Source organism: Streptococcus gwangjuense (assembly GCF_003627155.1).
Classification (GTDB): Bacteria; Bacillota; Bacilli; order Lactobacillales; family Streptococcaceae; genus Streptococcus; species Streptococcus gwangjuensis.
On record NZ_CP032621.1, the window covers coordinates 1,420,591 to 1,443,068 of the forward strand.

General features: G+C 41.1%; 22 protein-coding genes. 4 read left to right on the top strand and 18 right to left on the bottom strand.

Annotated elements, in window-relative coordinates; translation table 11 throughout:
• Positions 1–9: 9 nt before the first annotated feature.
• Positions 10–165 carry a quorum-sensing system pheromone BlpC gene (blpC, locus tag D7D53_RS07075; RefSeq protein WP_050390357.1) on the top strand — a complete coding sequence of 52 codons (156 nt, stop codon included), beginning with the start codon at positions 10–12 and terminating at the stop codon, positions 163–165.
• Between the two features lie 42 nt (positions 166–207).
• On the opposite strand, the gene D7D53_RS07080 is transcribed toward blpC, so the two are convergent.
• The 3 genes from D7D53_RS07080 to D7D53_RS07090 are packed head-to-tail and all read right to left on the bottom strand — an operon-like array spanning position 208 to position 2,642.
• Entirely contained in the window at positions 208–1,548 is a 1,341-nt protein-coding gene (locus tag D7D53_RS07080; protein WP_120770558.1) for a sensor histidine kinase, read from the bottom strand.
• 13 nt (positions 1,549–1,561) lie between these two features.
• The gene (locus D7D53_RS07085; protein ID WP_120770559.1) at positions 1,562–2,299 is read right to left on the bottom strand and encodes a response regulator transcription factor; all 738 of its coding nucleotides are present in this window, start codon (positions 2,297–2,299) and stop codon (positions 1,562–1,564) included.
• A gap of 4 nt (positions 2,300–2,303) precedes the next feature.
• Positions 2,304–2,642 carry a LytTR family DNA-binding domain-containing protein gene (locus D7D53_RS07090; RefSeq protein ID WP_120770560.1) on the bottom strand — a complete coding sequence of 113 codons (339 nt, stop codon included), beginning with the start codon at positions 2,640–2,642 and terminating at the stop codon, positions 2,304–2,306.
• Positions 2,643–2,918: 276 nt separating this feature from the next.
• On the opposite strand from D7D53_RS07090, the gene D7D53_RS07095 reads away from it, so the two are divergent.
• A complete protein-coding gene (locus D7D53_RS07095) occupies positions 2,919–3,248 on the top strand; it encodes a hypothetical protein (RefSeq protein WP_049510125.1) in 330 nt (109 codons plus the stop codon).
• A gap of 62 nt (positions 3,249–3,310) precedes the next feature.
• On the opposite strand, the gene D7D53_RS07100 is transcribed toward D7D53_RS07095, so the two are convergent.
• Positions 3,311–4,360 carry an ABC transporter permease gene (locus tag D7D53_RS07100; protein ID WP_120770561.1) on the bottom strand — a complete coding sequence of 350 codons (1,050 nt, stop codon included), beginning with the start codon at positions 4,358–4,360 and terminating at the stop codon, positions 3,311–3,313.
• On the bottom strand, positions 4,357–5,088 hold the full coding sequence (locus D7D53_RS07105) for an ABC transporter ATP-binding protein (protein ID WP_120770562.1): 732 nt from the start codon (positions 5,086–5,088) through the stop codon (positions 4,357–4,359). The genes D7D53_RS07100 and D7D53_RS07105 overlap by 4 nt, the downstream gene beginning before the upstream one ends.
• Before the next feature lie 67 nt (positions 5,089–5,155).
• On the opposite strand from D7D53_RS07105, the gene D7D53_RS07110 reads away from it, so the two are divergent.
• Positions 5,156–5,566, top strand: a complete 411-nt coding sequence (locus tag D7D53_RS07110; protein WP_120770563.1) for an HIT family protein — start codon at positions 5,156–5,158, stop codon at positions 5,564–5,566.
• Between the two features lie 9 nt (positions 5,567–5,575).
• Positions 5,576–5,863, top strand: coding sequence for a hypothetical protein (locus D7D53_RS07115; protein ID WP_120770564.1), 288 nt, complete (start codon positions 5,576–5,578; stop codon positions 5,861–5,863).
• A 25-nt stretch (positions 5,864–5,888) separates the two neighbouring features.
• Here D7D53_RS07115 and dnaJ read toward each other — a convergent pair whose 3' ends face one another.
• From dnaJ to D7D53_RS07180, 13 genes are all read right to left on the bottom strand, one after another.
• Positions 5,889–7,025 carry a molecular chaperone DnaJ gene (gene dnaJ, locus D7D53_RS07120; RefSeq protein WP_120770565.1) on the bottom strand — a complete coding sequence of 379 codons (1,137 nt, stop codon included), beginning with the start codon at positions 7,023–7,025 and terminating at the stop codon, positions 5,889–5,891.
• Positions 7,026–7,349: 324 nt separating this feature from the next.
• The gene (locus D7D53_RS07125) at positions 7,350–7,664 is read right to left on the bottom strand and encodes a hypothetical protein (RefSeq protein ID WP_120770566.1); all 315 of its coding nucleotides are present in this window, start codon (positions 7,662–7,664) and stop codon (positions 7,350–7,352) included.
• 52 nt (positions 7,665–7,716) lie between these two features.
• A complete protein-coding gene (gene dnaK, locus D7D53_RS07130; RefSeq protein WP_000034661.1) occupies positions 7,717–9,540 on the bottom strand; it encodes a molecular chaperone DnaK in 1,824 nt (607 codons plus the stop codon).
• Positions 9,541–9,925: 385 nt separating this feature from the next.
• Complete coding sequence (gene grpE, locus D7D53_RS07135; RefSeq protein WP_000046029.1) at positions 9,926–10,450, bottom strand: nucleotide exchange factor GrpE; 525 nt, start codon at positions 10,448–10,450, stop codon at positions 9,926–9,928.
• Positions 10,451–10,476: 26 nt separating this feature from the next.
• Positions 10,477–11,511, bottom strand: a complete 1,035-nt coding sequence (gene hrcA / locus D7D53_RS07140; RefSeq protein ID WP_004261010.1) for a heat-inducible transcriptional repressor HrcA — start codon at positions 11,509–11,511, stop codon at positions 10,477–10,479.
• Between the two features lie 160 nt (positions 11,512–11,671).
• Entirely contained in the window at positions 11,672–12,184 is a 513-nt protein-coding gene (locus D7D53_RS07145; RefSeq protein ID WP_120770870.1) for a DUF2812 domain-containing protein, read from the bottom strand.
• 34 nt (positions 12,185–12,218) lie between these two features.
• On the bottom strand, positions 12,219–12,794 hold the full coding sequence (locus tag D7D53_RS07150; RefSeq protein WP_033684764.1) for a DUF2812 domain-containing protein: 576 nt from the start codon (positions 12,792–12,794) through the stop codon (positions 12,219–12,221).
• The gene (locus D7D53_RS07155) at positions 12,794–13,114 is read right to left on the bottom strand and encodes a PadR family transcriptional regulator (RefSeq protein ID WP_120770567.1); all 321 of its coding nucleotides are present in this window, start codon (positions 13,112–13,114) and stop codon (positions 12,794–12,796) included. The genes D7D53_RS07150 and D7D53_RS07155 overlap by 1 nt, the downstream gene beginning before the upstream one ends.
• A gap of 115 nt (positions 13,115–13,229) precedes the next feature.
• Positions 13,230–14,576: a type I glutamate--ammonia ligase gene (gene glnA / locus D7D53_RS07160; protein WP_049515973.1), complete on the bottom strand. Its 1,347-nt coding sequence runs from the start codon at positions 14,574–14,576 to the stop codon at positions 13,230–13,232.
• Between the two features lie 36 nt (positions 14,577–14,612).
• Positions 14,613–14,969, bottom strand: coding sequence for a transcriptional repressor GlnR (glnR, locus tag D7D53_RS07165; protein WP_000659548.1), 357 nt, complete (start codon positions 14,967–14,969; stop codon positions 14,613–14,615).
• Positions 14,970–15,045: 76 nt separating this feature from the next.
• Positions 15,046–15,573: an FUSC family protein gene (locus tag D7D53_RS07170; RefSeq protein ID WP_120770568.1), complete on the bottom strand. Its 528-nt coding sequence runs from the start codon at positions 15,571–15,573 to the stop codon at positions 15,046–15,048.
• Positions 15,574–15,708: 135 nt separating this feature from the next.
• Complete coding sequence (locus D7D53_RS07175) at positions 15,709–16,905, bottom strand: phosphoglycerate kinase (RefSeq protein ID WP_120770569.1); 1,197 nt, start codon at positions 16,903–16,905, stop codon at positions 15,709–15,711.
• A gap of 89 nt (positions 16,906–16,994) precedes the next feature.
• Positions 16,995–22,346 carry an endo-beta-N-acetylglucosaminidase gene (locus D7D53_RS07180; RefSeq protein WP_120770570.1) on the bottom strand — a complete coding sequence of 1,784 codons (5,352 nt, stop codon included), beginning with the start codon at positions 22,344–22,346 and terminating at the stop codon, positions 16,995–16,997.
• Between the last annotated feature and the right edge of the window lie 132 nt (positions 22,347–22,478).

A 22,478-nucleotide genomic window follows, 5' to 3' on the forward strand; every position in this document is an offset into this window, starting at 1 on the left:
AATCATAACATGGATAAGAATCAAAACCTAACTTCATTTCAAGAACTAACAACTACTGAACTCAATCAAATTACAGGTGGAGGATGGTGGGAAGATTTATTATATAGATTTAATCTAATTGAACAAAACAATACAAAAGGATTTAATCAACCAATACAACTATAAAAAATAAGACCGAGAAACAAGAACTCTCGGTCTTATTTTTCATCATTCTGTAGGTATCACAGTAAGCACCTGACGAAAGACTTGATTTTGACAGGTGGTATTTAGACTGGTATTAGGATGACTTTCAACAATCTTAATGACAGTATAAAGACCAACTCCTCTCTCCTCCCCTTTAGAACTTGCTCCAAAGGAGAAGATTTCAGAAAGATCGATGACCTCCTCTTTGATGGAATTCTCTATGATAAAGGTTTCCTGTGTCCCATTTTTTAAAAAGGCAATTGAAACATGAGGTTGAGTAGCCTCTGCACTAGCTTCAATGGCATTATCACAAAGGATAGACACAATGGTTAGAAAATCAAGTAGGCTCATCCCCTCGACCTGAATCTCCTCTGGAACTTCGACATTAAAGACAATATCCTTTTCTCTGGCTTTTAGAAATTTCCCTGCTAGAAGACTTTTGAGGGCTTTATCACGAATATTTACCAATCTGCCCAGGTCATATTTATTGTCCTGCAATTTCTGACTGGAATCCTTTAAAACAGAGTCGTAAACCTCTTTTATCTGCTCCATATCCTCTTCCTCAATGACCAGACGTAAGCTGGTCAAAAGATTGGTGTAGTCATGGCGAAAACTCCGAACTTCCTTGTATAGTTCCTCTATATGCAGATTATATCGTTCCATATCTCTGTAGCGCAAGGTCTGTTCTTGGTTCAGTTTCTTCTGAAGTTTTTCCTTCAAATAAGTATCCAAATTCTTGATAACTCCCATAAAAAAGAGGAGGTAAAATACTAGGATGAGTTGGCGAACAGTAGTTGATTGAATACCTTGTTCATATTCAAGGTAAGATAGACTTTGCATCACTAGATAATAAGCCCCCATTGCCCAATTAATCTTAATAAGAGACTTTTGAAAACCTTTATCGAGAAACTCCTTTCTCAAATTAGTGAAATCATAGTCTAACCATTTCAAAAAGACTAAAACTATGAAGCAAACGAATATCATCATCAATAAAAAGATAGGATTGCTATCTTTATCTACAATTTCTTGTCCCAAAAATGGAAGTACAAAATAGGAGACTCCTCTATAAAAGAGATTCACCAATATCATTGGAAAGAGACCATAAAAGAAAATGAGTTTTTTAGGAAGCCCTCTTAACAGTAAGAAAGACAAGCCTATACCGAACAAAGGTTCTATTAAGTATGAGAGATAGTCAGTCAGGACTAAAAATTTAAAAGTTGTAAAAATTGCTGCCAGAAGAAATTTTAAAAGAAAGGCCTTAAAAATTCTATCGAAAGTGAGACTAATTCCATCTACTTTAAAGAATATGACAATTTTTAGTCCATTAGTAACAAGTGTATGCAATAATATCCAAACAATGTTCATAAACTCTCCTAGCTCAGTGTAAGTTATTGATAGCTTCAGACACTTCCCTGACCTTGTAACGCGCGATTAGACAGCTTCTCCCATTGGGAAAGAAAAGCAGTTTTTCTTTCTTATCTAAATGCACCACATTTGCAGGATTGATGAGAAAAGAGCGGTGACACTGCAAGAGACGGGGTTCCTGCTTGAGAACCTCCTCTAGACTCGCTGTAAACTCCAGCCTATCCGTCTTAGTATAGAGAATGACACGATGGGCTCTGGGCGACGTTTCGAGATAGTAAACCTCTTTAAAAGGATACTGAAATTGAGCAAATTTTGATTTAAAGTAAAAACAATCTTCCGCCAGACTTTTACTGTCTTGACTATTGGCATAAAGGAGGGCTGTCTCAATCCGAGATTCAAATTCCTCTGCCGAAAGGGCCTTATCAATGTAGTCCAAAGCAGACACTTGGTAACGAAAGGACAGGGGCATAAACTCCGAGTGAGTCGTCACAAAGACAATCAGGGCATAAGGATCTCGATCCCGAATTTTTCTAGCTACTTCCAGCCCCTTCATCTCTTCATTTCGAATCTCAATGTCCAAAAAGAACAGCTGATGTGCACCCTTCTCATGCACCTCTGCCAGTAGCTGGTCTGGCTTACCAAAGACTTCAAAAGAACTGGGAGTGATATGATGTTCTTTCAAGAGTTTCTCAATCGTCGTTTCAATCCTAGTCTGTTGGGAAAAATCATCTTCTAAAACAAATATTCTCATCTTCTTACTCTCCTTGTTTCAACCATTTTTGGCGAATTTCTCTATAGCGACGTCTGGCATACTTGACAGCGTATTGACCTTCTTCTCCAAGAAAAAGGATTCTTTCTTGAAAATCAATCGATTTTACTTTATCAAGATTGACCAAACAATTTCGATGACATCTCATCAAGGTTTCCCCATATTGGTTCTCAAGATCACTTAAGTTTTGAACCATATTAAAACTAGCCTCTTCTGTAACAATCTGTACAGTATGGGCTTTAGTTGGATGTGTTTGGATATAGTAGATATCGTCGACGTTTACTTTATAGACTGTCTTCTGTGTCTGAATAATCATATGTTTCATTGGATTCTCCTCCTAAGAAAAGAATAACAGAAAAAATCTAACACAAGCCCACCAAATCCTAAACAGGCTTTGAAAGCTCCTAAAAGGATTATTTTTCTACAACATCATGATAATCTTACCACTATTTTATCATAAAATCTTAACAGTACCATTCAGGAAATTTCAAGAACAATTAAAGATTTGTAGATAAAAAAGGAGATAAAAGTGATAAACTGACAGTATCAAAACACAATTGCTAGAATCAAGACTAGCACCCAGATTAAAGGAGGAATTCTCATGACAGATACAGACCCTATCAAAAGAGCTCAGACTTTGATTACTGACTTAAACAAAGCCTACCAAGCATGCAGACAGGCAAGCGCTGACGACGTCCGCTTTCAGGAGCAACTAAACTCTATTCTTGGTTTTCTAGCCAAGGCTGAAACAGTAGATAATCGAGTCTTGATTGAACTGGAAAAATTTTACCAGACTTCCAGTCTTCTCATGGGACTCAGTGCTCTTGATCCAGATGCTCCTACTCGCGCCGCTTGGCGGGCCTATGACCGCTTTCACTTTGACCAAGTCAAGACCAAGTTGAGTCTCTACGGACCAACCATTATCCTATAGTAACTAAAAAGAAGCTGAGACAAACTGAACTCAACTTCTTTTTTAGTGTCATACAGGCAATGTTAGTCCTGCATCTGACGTTTGACCTGATAAGGCAAATACAAGACTAGTAAAACCAAACCTGCACCCAGCAAGGCTAGAAGGGCTAGTTTTTCTTGGAAGGTAATCAACCCAACAACTAATTCCACTACTAAGACAAAACTGGTCAATCCTCGGACCACTGCCTGCAAGCCTTTTTCCTTTTGCCCCTTGTCCAGTGGAAAGAGTTGGGTCAAATACTGGTAGTCAAAGGCGTGATAGAGAGCCAACAACTGGAAGAGCAAGAGATAGTTAAACAAGACTACCACCGCTGTCGCAATCCAAGATTGCTCGATAAAGACCTGCGCCAGTATGGAAAGCAAGAGAAGACGGAGACTGAGGGCAAAGAGATCTCCATTTCGCAGATAAGAACGCAGATAGAGATTTTGCCAAATCTTCCCAGGCACCTTCTGAACAGCCTTTAGGATAAAGTCCAGATAGGCACGACGCTTGACGCTGTTTGAAATCCCCTTGACCTGGGTAAAGAGGGCAAAGAAACGAAGCAAGACTTGCTTGCGCTTGCTTTCTTGAGAAATAACATAGTCCCAGTCGAGACCAGTTTCCGTGAAAAATTTACTAGCCTTTTGACGAAAGAGGAAATATTTTCCTACCCCCAATAAAAGCACATAGACCAGAAAAACAGGCAAGCCATAGCCCATGGCTAAAAATAAGGGCGCAAATAACAGCAAGAAAAGAGTCTGGACAAAGAGCCAAAAGACTAGGGAAATGCCAGTTTGACGCTTAAGATGGAGTTTGATTTCCTCTTCTCCGACTAAGAGAAAGAGCTTGTCTGGAGCCTCCATATAGGTGGCAATTCCACCCCAAAGCAACAGTAAAACAGACGTAATTCCTACAAACAAAAGGATCAGCCAATGATTTTCAGGAAAATGTTGCAAGAGTTGACTGTACTGGTAGGCTAAAAATCCCAGCAGAACAAGCAGGAACAAGACAAAGTGGTCATTGAGAACATAGCGCAGATAACCAAGACACTCCTTACGAAAAGCCTGCTTTCTCTTTAAAAACCAGTCTTTCATAGCTCCTCCTCTTTGGTCAGAGCCAAGTAAATATCATTCAAACTAGCCTCAGGCATGTCAAAGGATTCGCGCAGTTGCAGGAGATTTCCCTTAGCACGCACCTCTCCCTTGTGAAGAATGACAAAGGCATCACACATCTTCTCCGCCGAATCCAGCACGTGGGTACTCATGAGAATGGACTTACCCTTTTGCTTTTCCACTTCCAAAAGCTGAATCAAGTCTGCAATAGCCAACGGATCAAGACCAAGGAAAGGCTCATCCACGATGAAAAGACTTGGATCCACCACAAAAGCACAGATAATCATGACCTTCTGCTTCATCCCTTTTGAAAAATGAACAGGAAACCAGTCTAATTTCTGGTCCAAACGGAACATTTTTAGCAAAGGCTCCACTCGATCAAAAGCCACTTTCTGCTCAATACCATAAGCCATGGCAACCGTTTCGATATGCTCTCTGAGGGTCAATTCCTCATACAGACTAGGTGTCTCAGGAATGTAGCCAATTTGCTTGCGATAGTTCGTTGCATCTTCTTGCAGGGTCAGGCCATTAATATTGATGGAGCCACTATAAGGTGTCAACAGACCGATAATCTCATTGATTGTCGTTGATTTTCCAGCACCATTGAGACCAATCAAACCGACCAACTGCCCACTTTCAACGGTAAAGGACACATCTTTCAAGACAGGGACATGGACATAGCCACCTGTCAGGTTTTTAATTTCTAACATATTTTCTCCAAATCTGGTATAATGTAGCTATATTATATCAAAATTCAATACAGTAGAGGTAGATTTTATGTCAGATTGCATTTTTTGTAAAATCATCGCAGGGGAAATTCCTGCTTCAAAAGTATATGAAGATGAGCAGGTTCTTGCCTTTCTTGATATCTCTCAAGTGACACCAGGACACACCTTGGTCGTGCCAAAGGAACACTATCGCAATCTTTTGGAAATGGACGCTACCAGCGCCAACCGACTCTTTGCCCAAGTACCAAAAGTGGCTCAAAAAGTCATGAAAGCTACCAAGGCTGCTGGCATGAATATCATTGCCAACTGTGAAGAAGTCGCTGGTCAAACCGTCTTTCATACCCACGTTCACCTCGTGCCTCGCTACAGTTCAGACGATGACCTCAAGATTGATTTTATCGCCCACGAACCAGACTTTGACAAACTTGCTCAAGTCGCTGAAACCATCAAAAATGCCTAAGGAGTTGCCATGAAATTATCCAACCTACTGCTATTTGCAGGAGCTGCAGCCGGAAGTTATCTGGTCACAAAAAATCGCCAAACCATCACAGATGAAGTTTTGAATACCACTGACCGCGTTCAAGCTATCAAGGATGATGTGGATATTATCCAAAATAGCCTGCAAATCATCGACCAACAAAAAGAACTCATCAAGGAATACCAAGAAGACCTCACTTACAAGTTTAAGGTCTTGGAAAAAGATATCCAGACTAGACTAGCTGTGATAAAAGAAATACAGGAAACTGAAGATAAGTAAAAAGAGCCCGATGGCTCTTTTTACTTTATTCTCCTTCAAAGGCATCTTTAATATGGTCAAAAAAGCCTTTTTTCTTTGGATTGACTTTTAAATCACCCGCAGCTGCGAATTCTTTCAAGGCTGCTTTTTGGCGTTCGTTCAAGCCTGTCGGTGTTACGACATTAACGGTAACGTATTGGTCACCAACTGCACCACCACGAAGGCTCGGAGCTCCTTTGCCACGTAGGCGGAATTTCTTACCAGTCTGAGTTCCCTCTGGAATAACCAATTCAACATCACCATGAACAGTTGGGATATCTACTGTATCACCAAGAGCCGCTTGGACAAAGTTGAGATTGAGATTGTAGAAAATAGTAGTTCCTTCACGTTCAAACTTGTCGCTGGCTTCCACAGAAACCACTACATACAAGTCACCATAAGGTCCACCGTTAAAGCCTGCTTCACCTTGGCCTGCTAGGCGAATTTGTTGACCGGTTTCCACACCAGCAGGGATTTTTACATGTACACTATGGGCTTGTTTTTCATGACCTGTTCCGTGACAAGTTGTACATGGATCTTTGATTTCTTTTCCGCGACCATGACAGACATCACAGGTTACTTGGCGACGCATCATACCAAGCGGAGTCTGCGTATCGACGTTAATGACACCAGCGCCATGACAGCGTCCACAAGTGACTGGACTTGTTCCTGGCTTAGCACCTGAACCATTACATGTACTACAGCTTGCTTCACGATTGTACTTAACCTCTTTTTCAGCTCCAAAAATAGCTTCTTCAAAGGTTAAATTTACACGATACTGGAGGTCATCCCCTTGGCGAGGAGCGTTTGGATTGCGCGAAGCACCGCCTCCGCCGAAGAAACTTGAGAAGATGTCCTCAAAACCACCGAAGCCTCCTGCCCCATCGAAACCGCCGAAACCACCAGCACCACCAAAGCCACCGTTGGCTCCAGTCGCACCATATTGGTCATAGGCAGCCCGTTTTTGGTCGTCACTCAAAGTCTCATAGGCTTCCTGAACTTCCTTGTACTTTTCCTCAGCACCAGGCTCCTTGTTGATATCTGGGTGATATTTTTTCGAAAGCTTACGATAAGCCTTTTTGATTTCGTCTGCCGAAGCGTTTTTTGACACCCCCAGACGATCATAAAATTCAGTATTGTTCATAATTCAAGATACAAAGGGCGTCAAACGGACACAGCCAAAATAGGAGTTTTGACGACGGACGCTTGCGTCCTAGAAAAAACTATCTTTTTGGCACAGCCCGTAGCCCGTGTTCAATTCCCTGAACACCTTTGTTCCTTTCTATTGATATTTTGAATCAAACCTCGATTTAGGTCAGGTTCAATTCCTATATTTCATATTGATGAGACAAAACCCAAATAAATCAGGTTTAGTCCCTTTTTATCGAAAAACAGAGGATGGGTTGCAACCTCTGTGGTTAGATTATTCTATAGTAGAATGTTAAATCTTCTTTAAATTAATTCAGTTTTATATTACTTTTTGAATTTCATAATAACTTGCAACTGCTACTGCAATTACATCATTACGATTATCCTCAAATTTAATTTCTCTATTGATAGGTCCCTTATCTCCAGATAATTTTGTTTTTCTCAATAAACCCGAGTGTAAAGTAGCTTCCCCATGAAATTTCACCCAAGTAACATCGTCCTTATTATAAATTTCTAAGAACTTTCTACCGGTATCTATTGTGGGCGAGTACAAAGAAAAGTATTTACCATTTTCCTTTTCCTCAAACTTTAAAGTTCCATCCTGTAATAAATCAATTAAGTCGATAACTTTCATTTAATACTCCTTAATTTACGAGCGTTAGTTGTAACATATCCACCGAACTATCTTATTTTTCAGTAAACTCTCCGTCTACGACGTCATCGCCTGCGTTTCCTGTTGCTTGTGCGCCTTCTGCTCCTGCTTGAGCTTGTTGGGCTGCGGCGGCTTGTTCGTAGAGTTTAACAGCAAGTCCTTGAGCTTTTTCGTTCAATGCTTCAAGTTTTGCTTTCATGTCGTCCAAGTTGTTGTCTTCTTGAGCTTTCTTAAGGTCATCAAGGGCAGCTTGGGCAGCGTCACGTTCTGCGTCGAATCCTTTGCCTTCAGTTTCCTTGATTGTCTTTTCAGTCGCAAAGATAGCTTGGTCTACTTCGTTACGAAGGTCAACTTCTTCTTTACGTTTCTTATCTGCTTCAGCGTTAGCTTCTGCATCTTTCATCATGCGGTCAATTTCTTCGTCAGTCAAACCTGAGTTAGATTGGATCACAATAGTTTGTTCTTTTTGAGTTCCAAGGTCTTTAGCTTTAACAGACACGATACCGTTCTTGTCGATATCAAATGTTACTTCGATTTGAGGAATTCCACGAGGTGCAGCTGGGATATCTGTCAATTGGAAACGTCCAAGAGTCTTGTTATCTGCTGCCATTGGGCGTTCACCTTGAAGAACGTGGATATCAACGGCTGGTTGGTTGTCTGCTGCTGTTGAGAAGACTTGTGATTTAGATGTTGGAATAGTTGTGTTACGGTCGATGAGTTTTGTGAAGACACCACCCATTGTTTCGATACCAAGTGACAATGGTGTTACATCAAGAAGGACAACGTCTTTGACATCACCAGTAATCACACCACCTTGGATAGCAGCACCCATAGCAACTACTTCGTCAGGGTTTACTGATTTGTTTGGTTCTTTACCAGTTTCAGCCTTAACAGCTTCTACAACGGCTGGGATACGAGTTGAACCACCAACAAGGATAACTTCGTCAATTTCTGACAAGCTCAAACCTGCATCAGAAAGGGCTTGACGAACTGGAACTTTTGTACGTTCTACAAGGTCACGAGTTAAATCGTCAAATTTGGCACGAGTCAAAGTCATTTCCAAGTGAAGAGGTCCAGCTTCACCTGCAGTGATAAATGGCAAGCTGATTTGTGTTGAAGTTACACCAGAAAGGTCTTTCTTCGCTTTTTCAGCTGCATCTTTCAAACGTTGCATTGCCATCTTGTCAGTAGACAAGTCAATACCGTTTTCTTTCTTGAATTCTGCTACCAAGTGGTCGATAATTTTTTGGTCAAAGTCGTCACCACCAAGTTTGTTGTCCCCTGCAGTTGACAATACATCGAAGACACCGTCCCCCAATTCAAGGATAGAGACGTCGAATGTACCACCACCAAGGTCAAATACCAAGATTTTTTCTTCTTTGTCTGTCTTGTCCAAACCGTAAGCAAGAGCTGCTGCAGTTGGTTCGTTGACAATACGTTCTACTTCAAGACCAGCGATTTTACCAGCGTCTTTTGTTGCTTGACGTTGAGCATCGTTAAAGTAAGCTGGAACTGTGATAACTGCTTTGGTTACTTTTTCACCAAGGTAGTCTTCAGCGTAGCCTTTCAAGTATTGAAGGATCATAGCTGAGATTTCTTGTGGAGTGTATTCTTTTCCATTAGCAGAAACTTTTTCAGAAGTTCCCATTTTAGATTTGATAGAGATGACTGTATCTGGGTTTGTAACTGCTTGACGTTTTGCAGCATCACCAACGATGATTTCGCCGTTTTTAAATGATACTACAGATGGAGTTGTGCGGTTACCTTCTGGGTTTGCGATGATTTTTGATTCAGTTCCTTCAAGAACTGCTACTGCTGAGTTTGTTGTACCTAAGTCAATACCGATAATTTTAGACATGTGTTTTTCTCCTTAAATTTTAATTCGAATTTTGATTTTTTGATATTTCCCTTAAGTGGTGGGGACGTGAGCAACTCCCTACGGGATTTCATCATTTATTTTTGAGCCTACTGTCTCAAAAATCCCCTGTTTCAGTAGCAAAAGCTACTGAAACTTTCACCACGATGGGAAATATCTTCCTTGCAAGCCTCCGGCTTGCCTCTTATCTTTCTTCATAGTTTATTGTCGTTTCGGACAAGGTTTCTATTATATATGTTGCAACCGTCAGAATTGCCTAATCGAACACGCCCTAAGCTCTGGGTAAAAAAGATAGATTTCCTTGTGTTCATCGAACACTTCGTCAATCTCCTATTTTTACTGTGAGCTTTTTACGGGGCTTTGTATCTTAGTTGTACACCACTACCATTGCTGGGCGTAGGATGCGGTCATGGAGTTTGTAGCCTTTTTGGAAAACTTGGGCGATGGTATCTGCTGGGTGTTCATCGTCTGCTGGGAGAGTTTGGATGGCCATATGGTAGTTATGGTCAAATTCACCGTCAGCTGCGATTTCTTCGATTCCTTCTTCTTTCAAAGCATGAATCAAGCTTTCTTGCACCATTTCCAAGCCCTTCTTCACATCATCTGTCAAACCTTCAACTGCAAGTGCACGCTCAAGGTTATCCAAAGAAGGAAGAATCGCTTTTGCCAAGTCCTGGCTACGATAACGTTGCAAGTTTTGACGCTCTTCATTGGCACGGCGTTGGATATTTTGCATTTCCGCATGAGCGCGAAGGTATTTGTTTTCGAACTCATCTGCACGTTCATTTGCCAAGTCCAACTCAGACTTTTCAGGAGTTGTTTCTTCAGCTGTTTCCACAACTTCCTCTTCTTGGACTTCTTCTACTTCTTCATTTTTTATATCTTGGGCCATTTTCGCCTCCTTTAATGATTTCAATCTTAATGTACTTCGTAATGATTACTGCTGAGGTAGCGGTAAAAATCTGTCAACTTCATGGTCAAAACACGGTTGACCACATTGACTTGGTTGATTAGCTGTTGGTAATCCAGATTGACTGGACCGATAATCGCTAGAATTCCAACTCCCCGATAAGGAATGAGGAACTTGCTACTAATCACCGCTAGGTCAGCTAGACAGGACTCTTGACTGTCTGCAACACGGACATTTTGCATCTGATCCTCATGCAGCCCCTCACGAATCTCCAAGGCCACCTTTTGCGGTTGGTCAAAGAACTGATAAGCTGCCAGATTGGCAAAATTCAAGAGATTGACCTTGCCAGCCACCACAATGTTTTCGTTGAACATTTCCTTAAAGATATGCTCAAAGAGATCGATAACATTGTCCGTTGTTGTAAAGTAACGCTGGATAATCTGCGGAATCTCCGTCCGAATCTTGTAGTGAATATCTAGAACGGTGTGGCCGAGGAAACGTTCCTGAATGATGCTCTTCAGTTTCAGCAAATCCTCCTGCAAAAAGTTCCTTGGAATCAGAAACTGACTGGTAACCGTTCGAGACTCGTCTAGGGTGAATACCGCCAAGGCTGTATGTTGCCCCAAAACAACGATATCAAAGGCTGTCAAACGTTGCCTGCTCGGCTCAACATCCAGTGCTACTACCGTACAGCCACTCAAGTCTGTCAGTAGATTAGCAGCCTCTTGCAGAATATCCTCCAATTTGAAGAATTCCTGGTCAAAGGCTTTGACAATCTCATATACCTCATTTTCAGCTAGTCGGTCAAAATCCAGTGAGTGTTTTACATAGTACTGAAAACCAGCAACACTTGGCATCCGACCACTTGAAGTATGAGCCTTCTCAAGCAAACCTTGCTTTTCTAGAGCCGCCATGTCATTACGAATGGTTGCACTGCTAGAGTTAATAGACTCTTGCAAGGCTTTGGATCCGACAGGTTCGTGCGTTTTGGTAAAGATGTCAATAATCAGATTTAAAATATCCTGCTGACGCTCTGTAACCACCTCATCACTCCTCTCTGTCTGATCGATTAGCACTCGATACACTCAAGTGCTAACTTATGATTCTATTATACACCCTTAAAAGAGAATGTCAAGACAAAAACTCAAAAAATTAGCACTCTTTTATCAAGAGTGCTAAAAATCAGTCTGAAGACCTAGAACCCTACCTTCCATCTACTCGGTATTTCCTTTTTAGTCTGAAAAAACCATGGATTAGATAAGAAATCATGAGAGCATATAGAGCAAAAATGACAAAGAAAGATTGCGACAGTTCTTCTCTAAACGAACTCATACAAACAACAAGACCACCTAAGAAAGTAGCTGTACAGGAACGAAGTCTGTATCGTATAACTTCCCATCTGAGCCCCTTACTCATATAGACTCGATCTTCTGGAAGTAAATTAGAAGACGATTTACGAAGAATCGAACAAGAACCTGCTCCTATCAATTCCCAACCTCTATCTCTAAAATCTTGCAGTTCATGCTTATATTTTTTAAGAAATCTAGAATCATAGATACAGTAGATGACATCGTCTGGTTGACATTTGTCAAAATAGAACAAACCAAAACGACTCGTTCTATACCTCCAACCTTTCAAATGCATCTCATGTAAATATTCTTCTTTCTTGTCCAAATCAAGAATAGTGAAGATCCTAAATCGCTTTTTATTTATCATGACTTCCCCTCCAATTTTAAACATACCTACCCTATCATAAATCTGATAATTCCTTCTTTTTATGCCATAACTTCCAGCCAATATAAGAAACTATTAACAAAAGGAGTAAAGACAAGAAAATATCTAGCCCGACCGCAAGTAAACCCCATAGACCATACGCATTACTTCTATTGAGCAATTTAAGTAAGAATGGTATATGTATGGCTAGCAAAAGTAAAACAGGTACTAATCGCAGTCTTAAAATGCGATTAACCATAGCTAACTTGTTAGTAGCATCGTTATAAATTTCAAATTCTGCATTCGATTCAATTTCAGAATGTGCTTTTCTAAAATAGGAAAAACTATTAAAGTCTGTAATATGCTCCCAGCCATAGTCTTTAAACAGTTGTAAATAGGAGGCTCTCTCTGATTTTTCCATTGGGTAAAAATCCAACTGATAAGACACTTGCTCAGGGTGACACTTTTCAAAGGTATACTTAACTGCAAACAATAAGATAGAATAGCTTACTTTCCTAAGTTTCCAGCCCTTAGCATGCATTTCTCTAAAGTATAGAGCCTCCCTCTCATAATCCGCAATTGTAAAAATTCGATAAACAATTTTCTTTTCCATCATACTTCCTCCCGACTGTTTCTATATAGCCGTTCAATACGATTCAATTCAATATCTAAGACTTTTTGTCCCAAATCTGTTATCTGATAAATTTTCCGTTTTTCCTCTTCACGAACAAAGGAAATCAAGCCATCCTTTTCCATCTTTGACAAGGTTCCATACATAGTTCCAGGACTAATCAAGACTTGCGAATCTGTCATTTCCTTAACTTTTTGCGTAATACTATAACCATGACGCTCCTTTTGCAGACAGAATAAGATATAAAAACCCGTTTCCGTCATTGGAAGATAAACTCGACGAATCTTATCCGTCAATTCCATTTATAACCACCTCCTATTCAGTTCGATATATCGCACTTCGTTATATAAAATATATCACACCTAGATATAAAAAGCAAGAAAAAAAAGACCGCCCTCAGGCAATCTTTCCTCTATATTAGTAAAGATCTAAATAGTTATCGATTTCCCATTGTGACACGAAGGTTGCATAACTTGCCCATTCAATTCGTTTAGCTTCAAGGAAACTAGTATAGATATGTTCTCCAAGAGCTGCTCTGACAACCTCATCTTCTGTCAAAGCTTTCAAGGCGTTGTGAAGGGTTGATGGAAGGTCTGTAATACCAGCTTCCTTGCGCTCTTCTGCTGTCATGATGTAAATATTTTCTTCGATAGGAGCTGGTGCTTCGATTTTATTTTCAATACCATGTAAACCAACTTCCAACAGAACCGCCATAGCGATATACGGGTTTGCCATTGGATCCACTGAACGCAACTCAAGACGAGTTCCCATACCACGTGAAGCAGGCACGCGCACAAGTGGCGAACGGTTACGACCAGCCCAAGCAATGTAAACAGGCGCTTCATAACCTGGAACCAAACGTTTGTATGAGTTAACCGTTGGGTTCATGATGGCAGTATAGTTGTAGGCATGCTTAATCAAACCGCCAAGGAAATAGTAGGCCGTTTCTGATAACTGCATTCCTTTTGGATCATTTGGATCAAAGAAGGCATTGTTCCCTTCTGCATCAAACAAGGACATATTACAGTGCATACCTGATCCAGCAATACCAAATTTTGGTTTGGCCATAAAAGTTGCGTAAAGACCATGTTTGCGAGCAATAGTTTTAACAACCAGTTTAAAGATTTGAATCTTATCACAAGCACGGAGAACTTCATCGTACTTAAAGTCAATCTCATGTTGTCCAACCGCAACCTCGTGGTGACTTGCCTCTACTTCAAATCCCATTTTGGTCAAGACATTGACAATCTCACGACGTGTATTGTCCGCAAGGTCAGTAGGCGCCAAATCAAAGTAGCCACCCTTGTCATTCACTTCAAGTGTTGGGTCTCCATTTTCATCAAGTTTAAATAGGAAGAATTCTGGCTCCGGTCCAAGGTTGAATGATTTGAATCCCACTTCTTCCATGTGACGAAGAGCACGTTTGAGATTACCACGAGGGTCACCTGCAAATGGTTCACCTTCTGTTGTATAGACATCACAGATCAAACCTGCAACACTTCCATTTTCATCTCCCCAAGGGAAGACTGTCCATGTATCCAAGTCAGGGTACAAGTACATATCCGACTCATTGATACGTACAAAACCTTCGATTGAAGATCCATCAAACATAGCCTTGTTTGACAAGACCTTATCTAACTGTTCATCTGTAGCAGGAATTTCGACGTTTTTCATGGTTCCCAAAATATCTGAGAACATGAGACGGATAAAGGTAACATTTTTTTCCTTGACTTCACGACGAATATCTGCAGCTGTGATTGGCATGAGTTTTCTCCTTAATGTATGACTACTTGCGGTTGCCTAACCGCGACCAAAAGGTGATCGTACCGAAGCAAAGCGACCCTGTTGGAGGAGTTCATTATGAAGTGCACGACGCACCTCAGTCTGACTCACCGCTTTCTTGGATTTCGCTTCACGTTCAGCATATTTTTTCTTAATGGCAGCGATATTATAACCTTCAGAGATATAATCTTTGATTTCAAGCAGACGATCCATGTCATTCAAGGAATACATGCGACGGTTTCCTTCGTTTCGATCGGGTTTGATTAACTCTTGATCTTCATAATAACGAATCTGACGCGCCGATAAATCGGTCAACTTCATAACACTGCCGATAGGAAAAACAGCCATATTTCGGCGAAATTCTTTTTCCTTCATTTACAATTTCCTTCTTTCTGTCTATTATAGTCTAAAAAAAGACAAACGTCAATTGATAATGTTATAAAATGTAACATTATTTTTCTTTTTTCTCAAAAAAGAGCCGAATACGATCAATATCATAATTTACGAGAATTGCGACAAAAACTCCCATGAAAGTTTCTGATACACGCGCAAATACGTACAAAATTGTCTCTCCACTCGGAATCGATAGGGTAATGATTAACATAGCTGCTACACCACCAATAACCCCTGCTTTGTTATTCATGGCTACATTTGTCATAATGGTTAACATGGTGCAGATTGGAACAACAACTAAGGTTACCCAAAAGGCTTCGTGGAAAAAACTATTTATTAGGAAGAAAACCAAGGCATAGAGGCCACCGATACTATTTCCTAGAATACGCGAAGTACCAAAATGGACACTCTTATCAAAACTCTCCCTCAGGCTAAAAACGGCTGTCAAAGCACCAATTTGAAGACCTTTCCAGCCAAAAAAGCCAAAAATCAAGAGAACTAGAAAAACAGCAATACCTGTTTTAAAGGTTCGCATACCAAGTTTAAACTGGGATTTATCGAATTTATATTTTTTAAAATAACTCATAATCTCAACTTTCTATTTCCATTTTATCATAAATCGGTGATTTTTATGAGTAATAGTTGAGAGGAAGCGTTTTTATTTTAAGCAAAAGAAAAGAGGAACTTTCACTCCTCTCTTCTTTGATTCATTTATGAAATCTTATTTTTCTGTAAGTGCAGCCAAACCTGGCAATACTTTTCCTTCAAGAAGTTCCATTGATGCTCCACCACCAGTAGAGATCCATGAGAACTTGTCTGCACGACCAAGGTTGATTGCTGCAGCAGCTGAATCACCACCACCAATGATTGATTTAACGCCTGGTTGTTTCACGATAGCGTCCATCACACCGATTGTTCCAGCTTGGAAGTCTGGGTTTTCAAACACACCCATAGGTCCGTTCCATACAACTGTTTTGGCACCAGTCAAAGCTTCATCAAACTTAGCAATTGATTTTGGACCGATATCCAAACCAAGGAAACCTGGGTCTACTGCTTCACCTTCAGTGTCTTTCACTTCAGTGTAGTCAGCAAATGCATTTGCTTCTTTTGAGTCAACTGGCAAGATCAATTTACCGTTAGCTTTTTCAAGAAGAGCTTTAGCGACATCCAATTTGTCTTCTTCTACAAGTGAGTTACCGATTTCGATACCTTGTGCTTTGTAGAATGTGTAAGTCATACCACCACCGATAAGAACTTTATCAGCCTTTTCAAGCAAGTTTTCGATAACACCAATCTTGTCTGAAACTTTTGAACCACCAAGGATAGCCACGAATGGACGTTCTGGAGTTTCAACTGCTTCTTGGATGTAGGCAATTTCGTTTTCAAGAAGGAAACCAGCAACTGCTTTTTCAACGTTTGCTGAAATACCAACGTTAGATGCGTGGGCACGGTGAGCTGTACCGAATGCATCGTTTACGAAGATACCATCTCCAAGTGATGCCCAGTATTTACCAAGTTCAGGATCGTTTTTAGATTCTTTCTTGCCGTCAACATCTTCGTAACGAGTGTTTTCAACCAAAAGAACTTGTCCATCTTCAAGAGCGTTGATAGCTGCTTCCAATTCAGCACCACGAGTGACACCTGGGAAAACAACGTCTTGACCCAATTTAGCAGCCAAGTCTGCTGCTACAGGAGCAAGTGATTTACCAGCTTTATCAGCTTCTTCTTTCACACGTCCAAGGTGAGAGAAAAGAATTGCACGTCCACCTTGTTCGATGATGTACTTAATAGTTGGAAGAGCAGCTGTGATACGGTTGTCGTTAGTGATTACGCCATCTTTCAATGGTACGTTGAAGTCAACACGAACGAGGACTTTTTTACCTTTCAAGTCAACGTCTTTAACAGTAAGTTTTGCCATGTTACAAAAACCCCTTTATTTATTTTATTCGAAACTATTATATCACACTTTGGAAATATAAGGAAAGATTTCACAAGATTTTTCGATATTTAATCTTTATCTTCTTTTTTCTGTTTCATTGTCAAGGCTAAGCTAGCAAGACCAAGGCTTACCAATCCTGCTATTAGGGCTTCATTGGCATCAGCAGTTCCTGTATTTGGCAATTGTTTGCTTGCTTCTTCTGATTTGACTGCTGTATTTTGGGCTGGTTTTTCTTGTGTAGGCGCTACTGCTGGTTCAGTTTTTACTTTTGTTCCAATTTCAACAATTTCTGGAAGAGCTTCCTTGAGAACTTCTGTTGTACGAAGGGTACGATTGCCTCGGGTATCTACTTCTACAAAGCGACGAATTTGTCCCTCAACTCCTGCTTGGACAAGTTGACGTTGACCTTTGAGAAGCTCTGAGTTTGGACGTTCTTGACGTTCAAAGGATACTGCAATTTCTTCAACTTCTAGTTTCGAAGTTTCTAGAACCAGGTCTTTTACTCCTTCTGCTGGTTGATTGCTTGATAGAACTTTTGTACCTACTTCGGTAATCTCTGGAACAGCTTCCTTGAGAACTTCTGTTGAACGAAGAGTACGATTGCCTTGACTATCTACTTCAACCAAGCGACGAATTTGTCCCTCAACTCCTGCTTGGACAAGTTGACGTTGACCTTTAAGAAGTTCTGAGTTTGGACGTTCTTGACGTTCAAAGGATACTGCAACTTCTTCAACTTCTAGTTTAGGCGTTTCTAGAACTAAATCTTTAACTCCTTCAGCTGGTTGATTGCTTGATTGAACTTTTGTACCTACTTCGGTAATCTCTGGAACAGCTTCCTTGAGAACTTCTGTTGTACGAAGGGTACGATTGCCTCGGGTATCTACTTCTACAAAGCGACGAATTTGTCCCTCAACTCCTGTTTGGACAAGTTGACGTTGACCTTTAAGAAGGTTCGCATTTGGTCGCTCTTGACGATTGAAGGCCACTGTATCCTCTTCAATTTCTAGTTTCGGAATTTCTAAAACTAGGTCTTTTACTCCTTCTACTGGTTGATTACTTGAAAGAACTTTTGTACCTACTTCGGTAATCTCTGGAACAGCTTCCTTGAGAACTTCTGTTGAACGAAGAGTACGATTGCCTTGAGCATCTACTTCTACTAGACGATGAATCTGCCCTTCTTCTCCTTTTTGGACAAGTTGACGTTGACCTTTAAGAAGGTTCGCACTTGGTCGCTCTTGACGTTCATAGGCTATTGTTTCAGTTTCAACAACTAGTTCAGGGAGGACCTCAACTGTTGGGGTTACTTCACTTGGATCCATGCTACCAACATGATGACTTTCTTCTGCAGGAGCTAGTTTCTTATTCAGCTTTTCTTTCATGTCCGCAAAAGCTTGTGGAGTTGGCATCTCTGAAGCCAACAAAGTTTCTGCTTGTTCAATCAACTCAGCTTTAGGATCTTTTTCACGGACGGATTCGAGCAAGCCTTCCAATTCTTCTCTAGCTGTCTGATAACGTTGATTTCCATCCAAGTCTGTCCCTGCTTGTTTCAACTCATTCAAAGCCCGGTTGACTTCTTCTTGGCTAGCATTGTGGTTTTCTGCAACAGCTTTCGCTGCATTGAGTTTCTCTACTAGTACAGCTTGTTTATCCTCACTTGAGAAGGTATAGGCAAGGGTTGACTGACGGCCTTGGGCAGCAGTGATTTCTTGTTTAAGGTATTCATCATTAACTGCAGCCTTTGGAGAAACCAAGACATCAAACTCAGCTGTGTGCCCCTTGTAATGCAGGGTCAAGGTCTGGCGTCCAGTCTTCTGAGCATCGTAGCCCGTGATTTCAACACCTTCATCAGTAAAGCTGTGAGTCTCTTCTGTCTCGTCATCATAGAGAACACCAAAGCGACCTTCAGAGAGATCCAGTTGATTTCCTACTAGATAGTCTGTTTTTGGTTTCTTAGTAATATACAAGCCCGCTACTTCTTTTGGTTTTCCTTCATCCTGTCCTGTCACTTGGACTTTCAGATCACCTGACACTGGTAAACCAAGGTATTGAAGTGTTAGGTTTTGTTCCCCTTTTTGATGAGCCTCGTATCCAGATACCGTCACACCTGAGTGAGTAAGATTAATCAGCTCGTCGGCTTGTCCCCCTTCGTATTGAATACGGAGTGTTCCGCCTCTAAGGTCAAGTTTTTCTCCCTCTTTGTAAACCGTCTTTTTAGGTTCTTTTTCCAGGCTAACCGCAGCAATTTTTCTTTCATCCTGCGGAATCGCTACTGCCAAGGTGTTACTGATTTCTTTGCCAGATAGTTGGGTACGATAGTAGAGGAGAGTTGGTTGCTTATCAAAGCCCAATGGAGCTGTTGCCAAGTCACCACCAGTTTCAGTCTTCAAGGTTGCAATTGGTGTTTGTGAATCAGCCTTGTCGTAAACGGTGATGGTTGCGCCTGCCGGAACATCAGAGAAGCCCAGTTGAACTTGGTGGTTTCCAAGTGAACGAGCAGCTACCTTAGCCATTGGAATATTTTGACTTTCTGTGTCCAAGGTTTCGTACATCTTCCAGTTGTAGATACGAATGGCCTTCCAAGGTGTTCCGTTATCAGAAGTAATGACATGCAAACGCCAGTCTTGGGCGGTTATTGGTTTGTCAAGAGTGATATCTGTAACGTGGGCTTTATTGCCACGAACTTCCTTAGCTAGTTTCCACTCGCCATCTGTATCCTTGTAGTAAAGATCAAAATCCTTGGTGTTCATCAAACCATCGTTAACAGACTCCCCACCAGCTCCAGCATGATCCATTACCCATCTGACAACACGACGTGGTTGGGTCAAACGAATATCGACACTACCGCTCAATTGTCCTGAAGACCACTTGTCTGAAAGACTGGTAATGGTACCGTTCAACATACCTTCAATACCTTCTCCACCTTCGGTATTCGGGAAAGTGCTACCGATAACTGTTGCCCCTGGAACAATATTTTCAGCCAAAGGTCTTGGGAGAGTCGTATCCAGAACAGTCATGCCCCAGTTAAAGGATGTCGTCGCAGCTTCTGAACGAAGGCCATTTTTACCAACTGCAACGACTTTCAATTCTTGCGTCGTACCAGTCGCATTAGCAGAACGGCTAACTCTTGGCAAGTAGATCGTTGAAGCAGATGAACCTGTCAACAAACGCCAGTTATCCCCATCTTTTTCGTAGACTTCATAGAAATCCGCATCTTGGTTACCCGAAAATTGAACAACTGCTTCAGCTTCTTGGGCATTCTTAAGAGATTGTTTCACCACAGAGAGACCTGTAGGTGCTTGTGGCGCTTGGTGATTGTCCGTGATAGTTAACTGTCCTAGGTTGAACTGATAATCTTTCACAGCCCCTTCATGTTCGAAGAAGAGTTTGACTGCATAGATGGTTTTACCTGCTAGTGAGCTAAGGTCAATTTCTTCATTTGTCCAGTTGTCAGAAAGGGTTAGCTCTTTCCATGCATCTGCATCATCGAATTTGTAGTCTGGAGTTGTAGAAAAGGCCATAAAAACTTTCGAGCCTTTTCCTCCCTTGTGGGCAACACGAAGTTTGGTTTTCTCAGTTACTTCTAACTTAGTAGAATACAAATTCACATCCTGGTCCGTCTTACCAGCTACATTACCTGAGAATTTAAGGGAATTTCCGCCATTGTATGCATCCGTAAAATCATATTCTGCACGAAGTTTTTCCCCTGTTGAAGTCTGCCACCAGCGCCATGTTGGCAAGATACCTGAAACCGAACGGTAGTTCCACTCAGAATCCTTAGAAACCTTTCCGTCTACAAACCACTTTCTACCATGGCCTGTATTAAAGGAGGTAGTGAAGGTCCGACCTACTGCTGGTGTGCGGTCTGCAACTAAATTAGCAATTCCATACCACTCTTTGTCCGCTGGTTTTTGAGCTGTCGGATCTCCTTGGTAACCTGTGAAGAAGATATCTTCGTTTTTATGGTAATCTTCACCTGTTTTTCCTAGACTGGTAATTGTATCTGGTGCAAAGAGTCCAAGTGACAAACGTAACTTGCCTTTTTCATCTAAGAGGGCATCCCATTTAACTTTTGTCTTATAAGAACCACCTTGTTGCAATTCCAATCCTGCAAAGACATCATATTGGCTACGTTCCAGCCATTTTGCCATTTCTACAGAGTGGTCATTCTTTTCCTTATTCCAGTTGAAATTGGCAAAGAATTGATCCGCAGGGACCTTGTCACCTTCTTTTTGCATGAACTGGTAGTTGTAATCACCTAGACCATCTTCGTGGTAACGACCATATTTATAGGTCATGGCATCGTACCAAGCATACTTGATTGGATGGTTGACTTTTGCCGCATATTCTTTTGTATAGAGCATGAATTGACGCATTTTTTCACCAAGAGGCGTCACTAAGTCACCCGTTGTTTCTTGATTGATAAAATACCCATCAAAGCCATAATACTTAGCAAGATCAACAAGTTTTCGTGCAATAGGGAAGGTTCCATCCTCATCTTGTTTCAAAGCAGCAACAAATTTCTCTTGGTCAGCAATACTGTTGGACCAGTTGAAGAAAAGTGTTCCATAAACGGGAACTCCGTTACGATGTCCTGCATCAATGACATCTGGAGTTGGAACTAGACCTTCCCAGAAGACCATTGAATCCAAGTATTGCCAGTAGTCAAAGGCGTAGGCCTTGAATTCTTCTCCACCAACAGAAGCGTGGTCTTTAGCCTTTGAGTTGGTATTTGCTAGCGCCTGAACCTTGGCTCTTCTACTTGCTTTTTCATTCACCAACTGGCCTCTATGGCGCTTAGCAAGTTCAACAGAAGAACGATTGATGGGATCATCCTCACGAGCTCCGGGTTCCCATTTCAACAAATCCTCCCAAGAATTAAATTTGATTTCCTTTGGTTTTAATGTTTTTTCTATATTTTTAGGGACATCTGGCTGGACTTCTTTTTCAGTCTTATTAGCTTCTGCTGCTGGCTTAGACTCATCCCCTTGGCTAGTTGCTTCAGACTTTGCTTCTATTTCCTTTTCAGACTTAGGTTTTGCTTCTGCAGATGGTGTTTCTGCAGTCACCTCACTTGCTTTTTCCTCTGGTTTAGCTGCGCTAGCTGCCTCTGCGGTTTCAGTAGTTGCAGCTTCATTGCTTGCTGGCGAAGCAGTTTCAGATGCTGTCGCTACTCCTTCTGCCTTTTCTGTCTTATTTTCTCTAGCATGTTCTCCTTCATGCTGCTTGTCAGCTTCATTAGTTGGATGCTCACTCTCTCCTGAAACAAGCTCTGTATTGGCTCCGCTATTTTCAGGAACTGCAGTTTCTTCAGCCAAGGCTGGACCAGCAAATAAAACAGCACCAATCATTAGCGAGCAGGCTCCTACTGATAACTTACGAATACTATAACGACAACGTCTTTCAAAAAATGGATTCTTCATTTTCTTCTCCTAAAAGATTGATTTTGTTGCATAAAAGAAAGCGCTTAACTTTCTTTATAAAATTTTTATCCCAATCACAGGGACCAAGATAATTCCTCCCTCATTTTAAAATATTTCTTTTAAATGTCAATA

Excerpts from the sequence above, each read along its gene's own strand:
- D7D53_RS07125 (WP_120770566.1), bottom strand. The coding sequence starts at position 7,664 with ATGAAAGTTATCGACTTAATTGATTTATTACAGGATGGAACTTTAAAG.
- D7D53_RS07175 (WP_120770569.1), bottom strand. The coding sequence starts at position 16,905 with ATGGCAAAACTTACTGTTAAAGACGTTGACTTGAAAGGTAAAAAAGTC.
- D7D53_RS07100 (WP_120770561.1), bottom strand. The coding sequence starts at position 4,360 with ATGAAAGACTGGTTTTTAAAGAGAAAGCAGGCTTTTCGTAAGGAGTGT.
- glnR (WP_000659548.1), bottom strand. The coding sequence starts at position 14,969 with ATGAAGGAAAAAGAATTTCGCCGAAATATGGCTGTTTTTCCTATCGGC.
- D7D53_RS07085 (WP_120770559.1), bottom strand. The coding sequence starts at position 2,299 with ATGAGAATATTTGTTTTAGAAGATGATTTTTCCCAACAGACTAGGATT.
- glnA (WP_049515973.1), bottom strand. The coding sequence starts at position 14,576 with ATGCCAATCACAGCTGCAGATATTCGTCGTGAAGTCAAGGAAAAAAAT.
- grpE (WP_000046029.1), bottom strand. The coding sequence starts at position 10,450 with ATGGCCCAAGATATAAAAAATGAAGAAGTAGAAGAAGTCCAAGAAGAG.
- dnaJ (WP_120770565.1), bottom strand. The coding sequence starts at position 7,025 with ATGAACAATACTGAATTTTATGATCGTCTGGGGGTGTCAAAAAACGCT.
- blpC (WP_050390357.1), top strand. The coding sequence starts at position 10 with ATGGATAAGAATCAAAACCTAACTTCATTTCAAGAACTAACAACTACT.
- D7D53_RS07105 (WP_120770562.1), bottom strand. The coding sequence starts at position 5,088 with ATGTTAGAAATTAAAAACCTGACAGGTGGCTATGTCCATGTCCCTGTC.
- D7D53_RS07155 (WP_120770567.1), bottom strand. The coding sequence starts at position 13,114 with ATGGAATTGACGGATAAGATTCGTCGAGTTTATCTTCCAATGACGGAA.
- D7D53_RS07145 (WP_120770870.1), bottom strand. The coding sequence starts at position 12,184 with ATGATAAATAAAAAGCGATTTAGGATCTTCACTATTCTTGATTTGGAC.
- D7D53_RS07095 (WP_049510125.1), top strand. The coding sequence starts at position 2,919 with ATGACAGATACAGACCCTATCAAAAGAGCTCAGACTTTGATTACTGAC.
- D7D53_RS07110 (WP_120770563.1), top strand. The coding sequence starts at position 5,156 with ATGTCAGATTGCATTTTTTGTAAAATCATCGCAGGGGAAATTCCTGCT.
- D7D53_RS07115 (WP_120770564.1), top strand. The coding sequence starts at position 5,576 with ATGAAATTATCCAACCTACTGCTATTTGCAGGAGCTGCAGCCGGAAGT.
- dnaK (WP_000034661.1), bottom strand. The coding sequence starts at position 9,540 with ATGTCTAAAATTATCGGTATTGACTTAGGTACAACAAACTCAGCAGTA.
- D7D53_RS07150 (WP_033684764.1), bottom strand. The coding sequence starts at position 12,794 with ATGGAAAAGAAAATTGTTTATCGAATTTTTACAATTGCGGATTATGAG.
- D7D53_RS07180 (WP_120770570.1), bottom strand. The coding sequence starts at position 22,346 with ATGAAGAATCCATTTTTTGAAAGACGTTGTCGTTATAGTATTCGTAAG.
- D7D53_RS07090 (WP_120770560.1), bottom strand. The coding sequence starts at position 2,642 with ATGAAACATATGATTATTCAGACACAGAAGACAGTCTATAAAGTAAAC.
- D7D53_RS07080 (WP_120770558.1), bottom strand. The coding sequence starts at position 1,548 with ATGAACATTGTTTGGATATTATTGCATACACTTGTTACTAATGGACTA.
- D7D53_RS07170 (WP_120770568.1), bottom strand. The coding sequence starts at position 15,573 with ATGAGTTATTTTAAAAAATATAAATTCGATAAATCCCAGTTTAAACTT.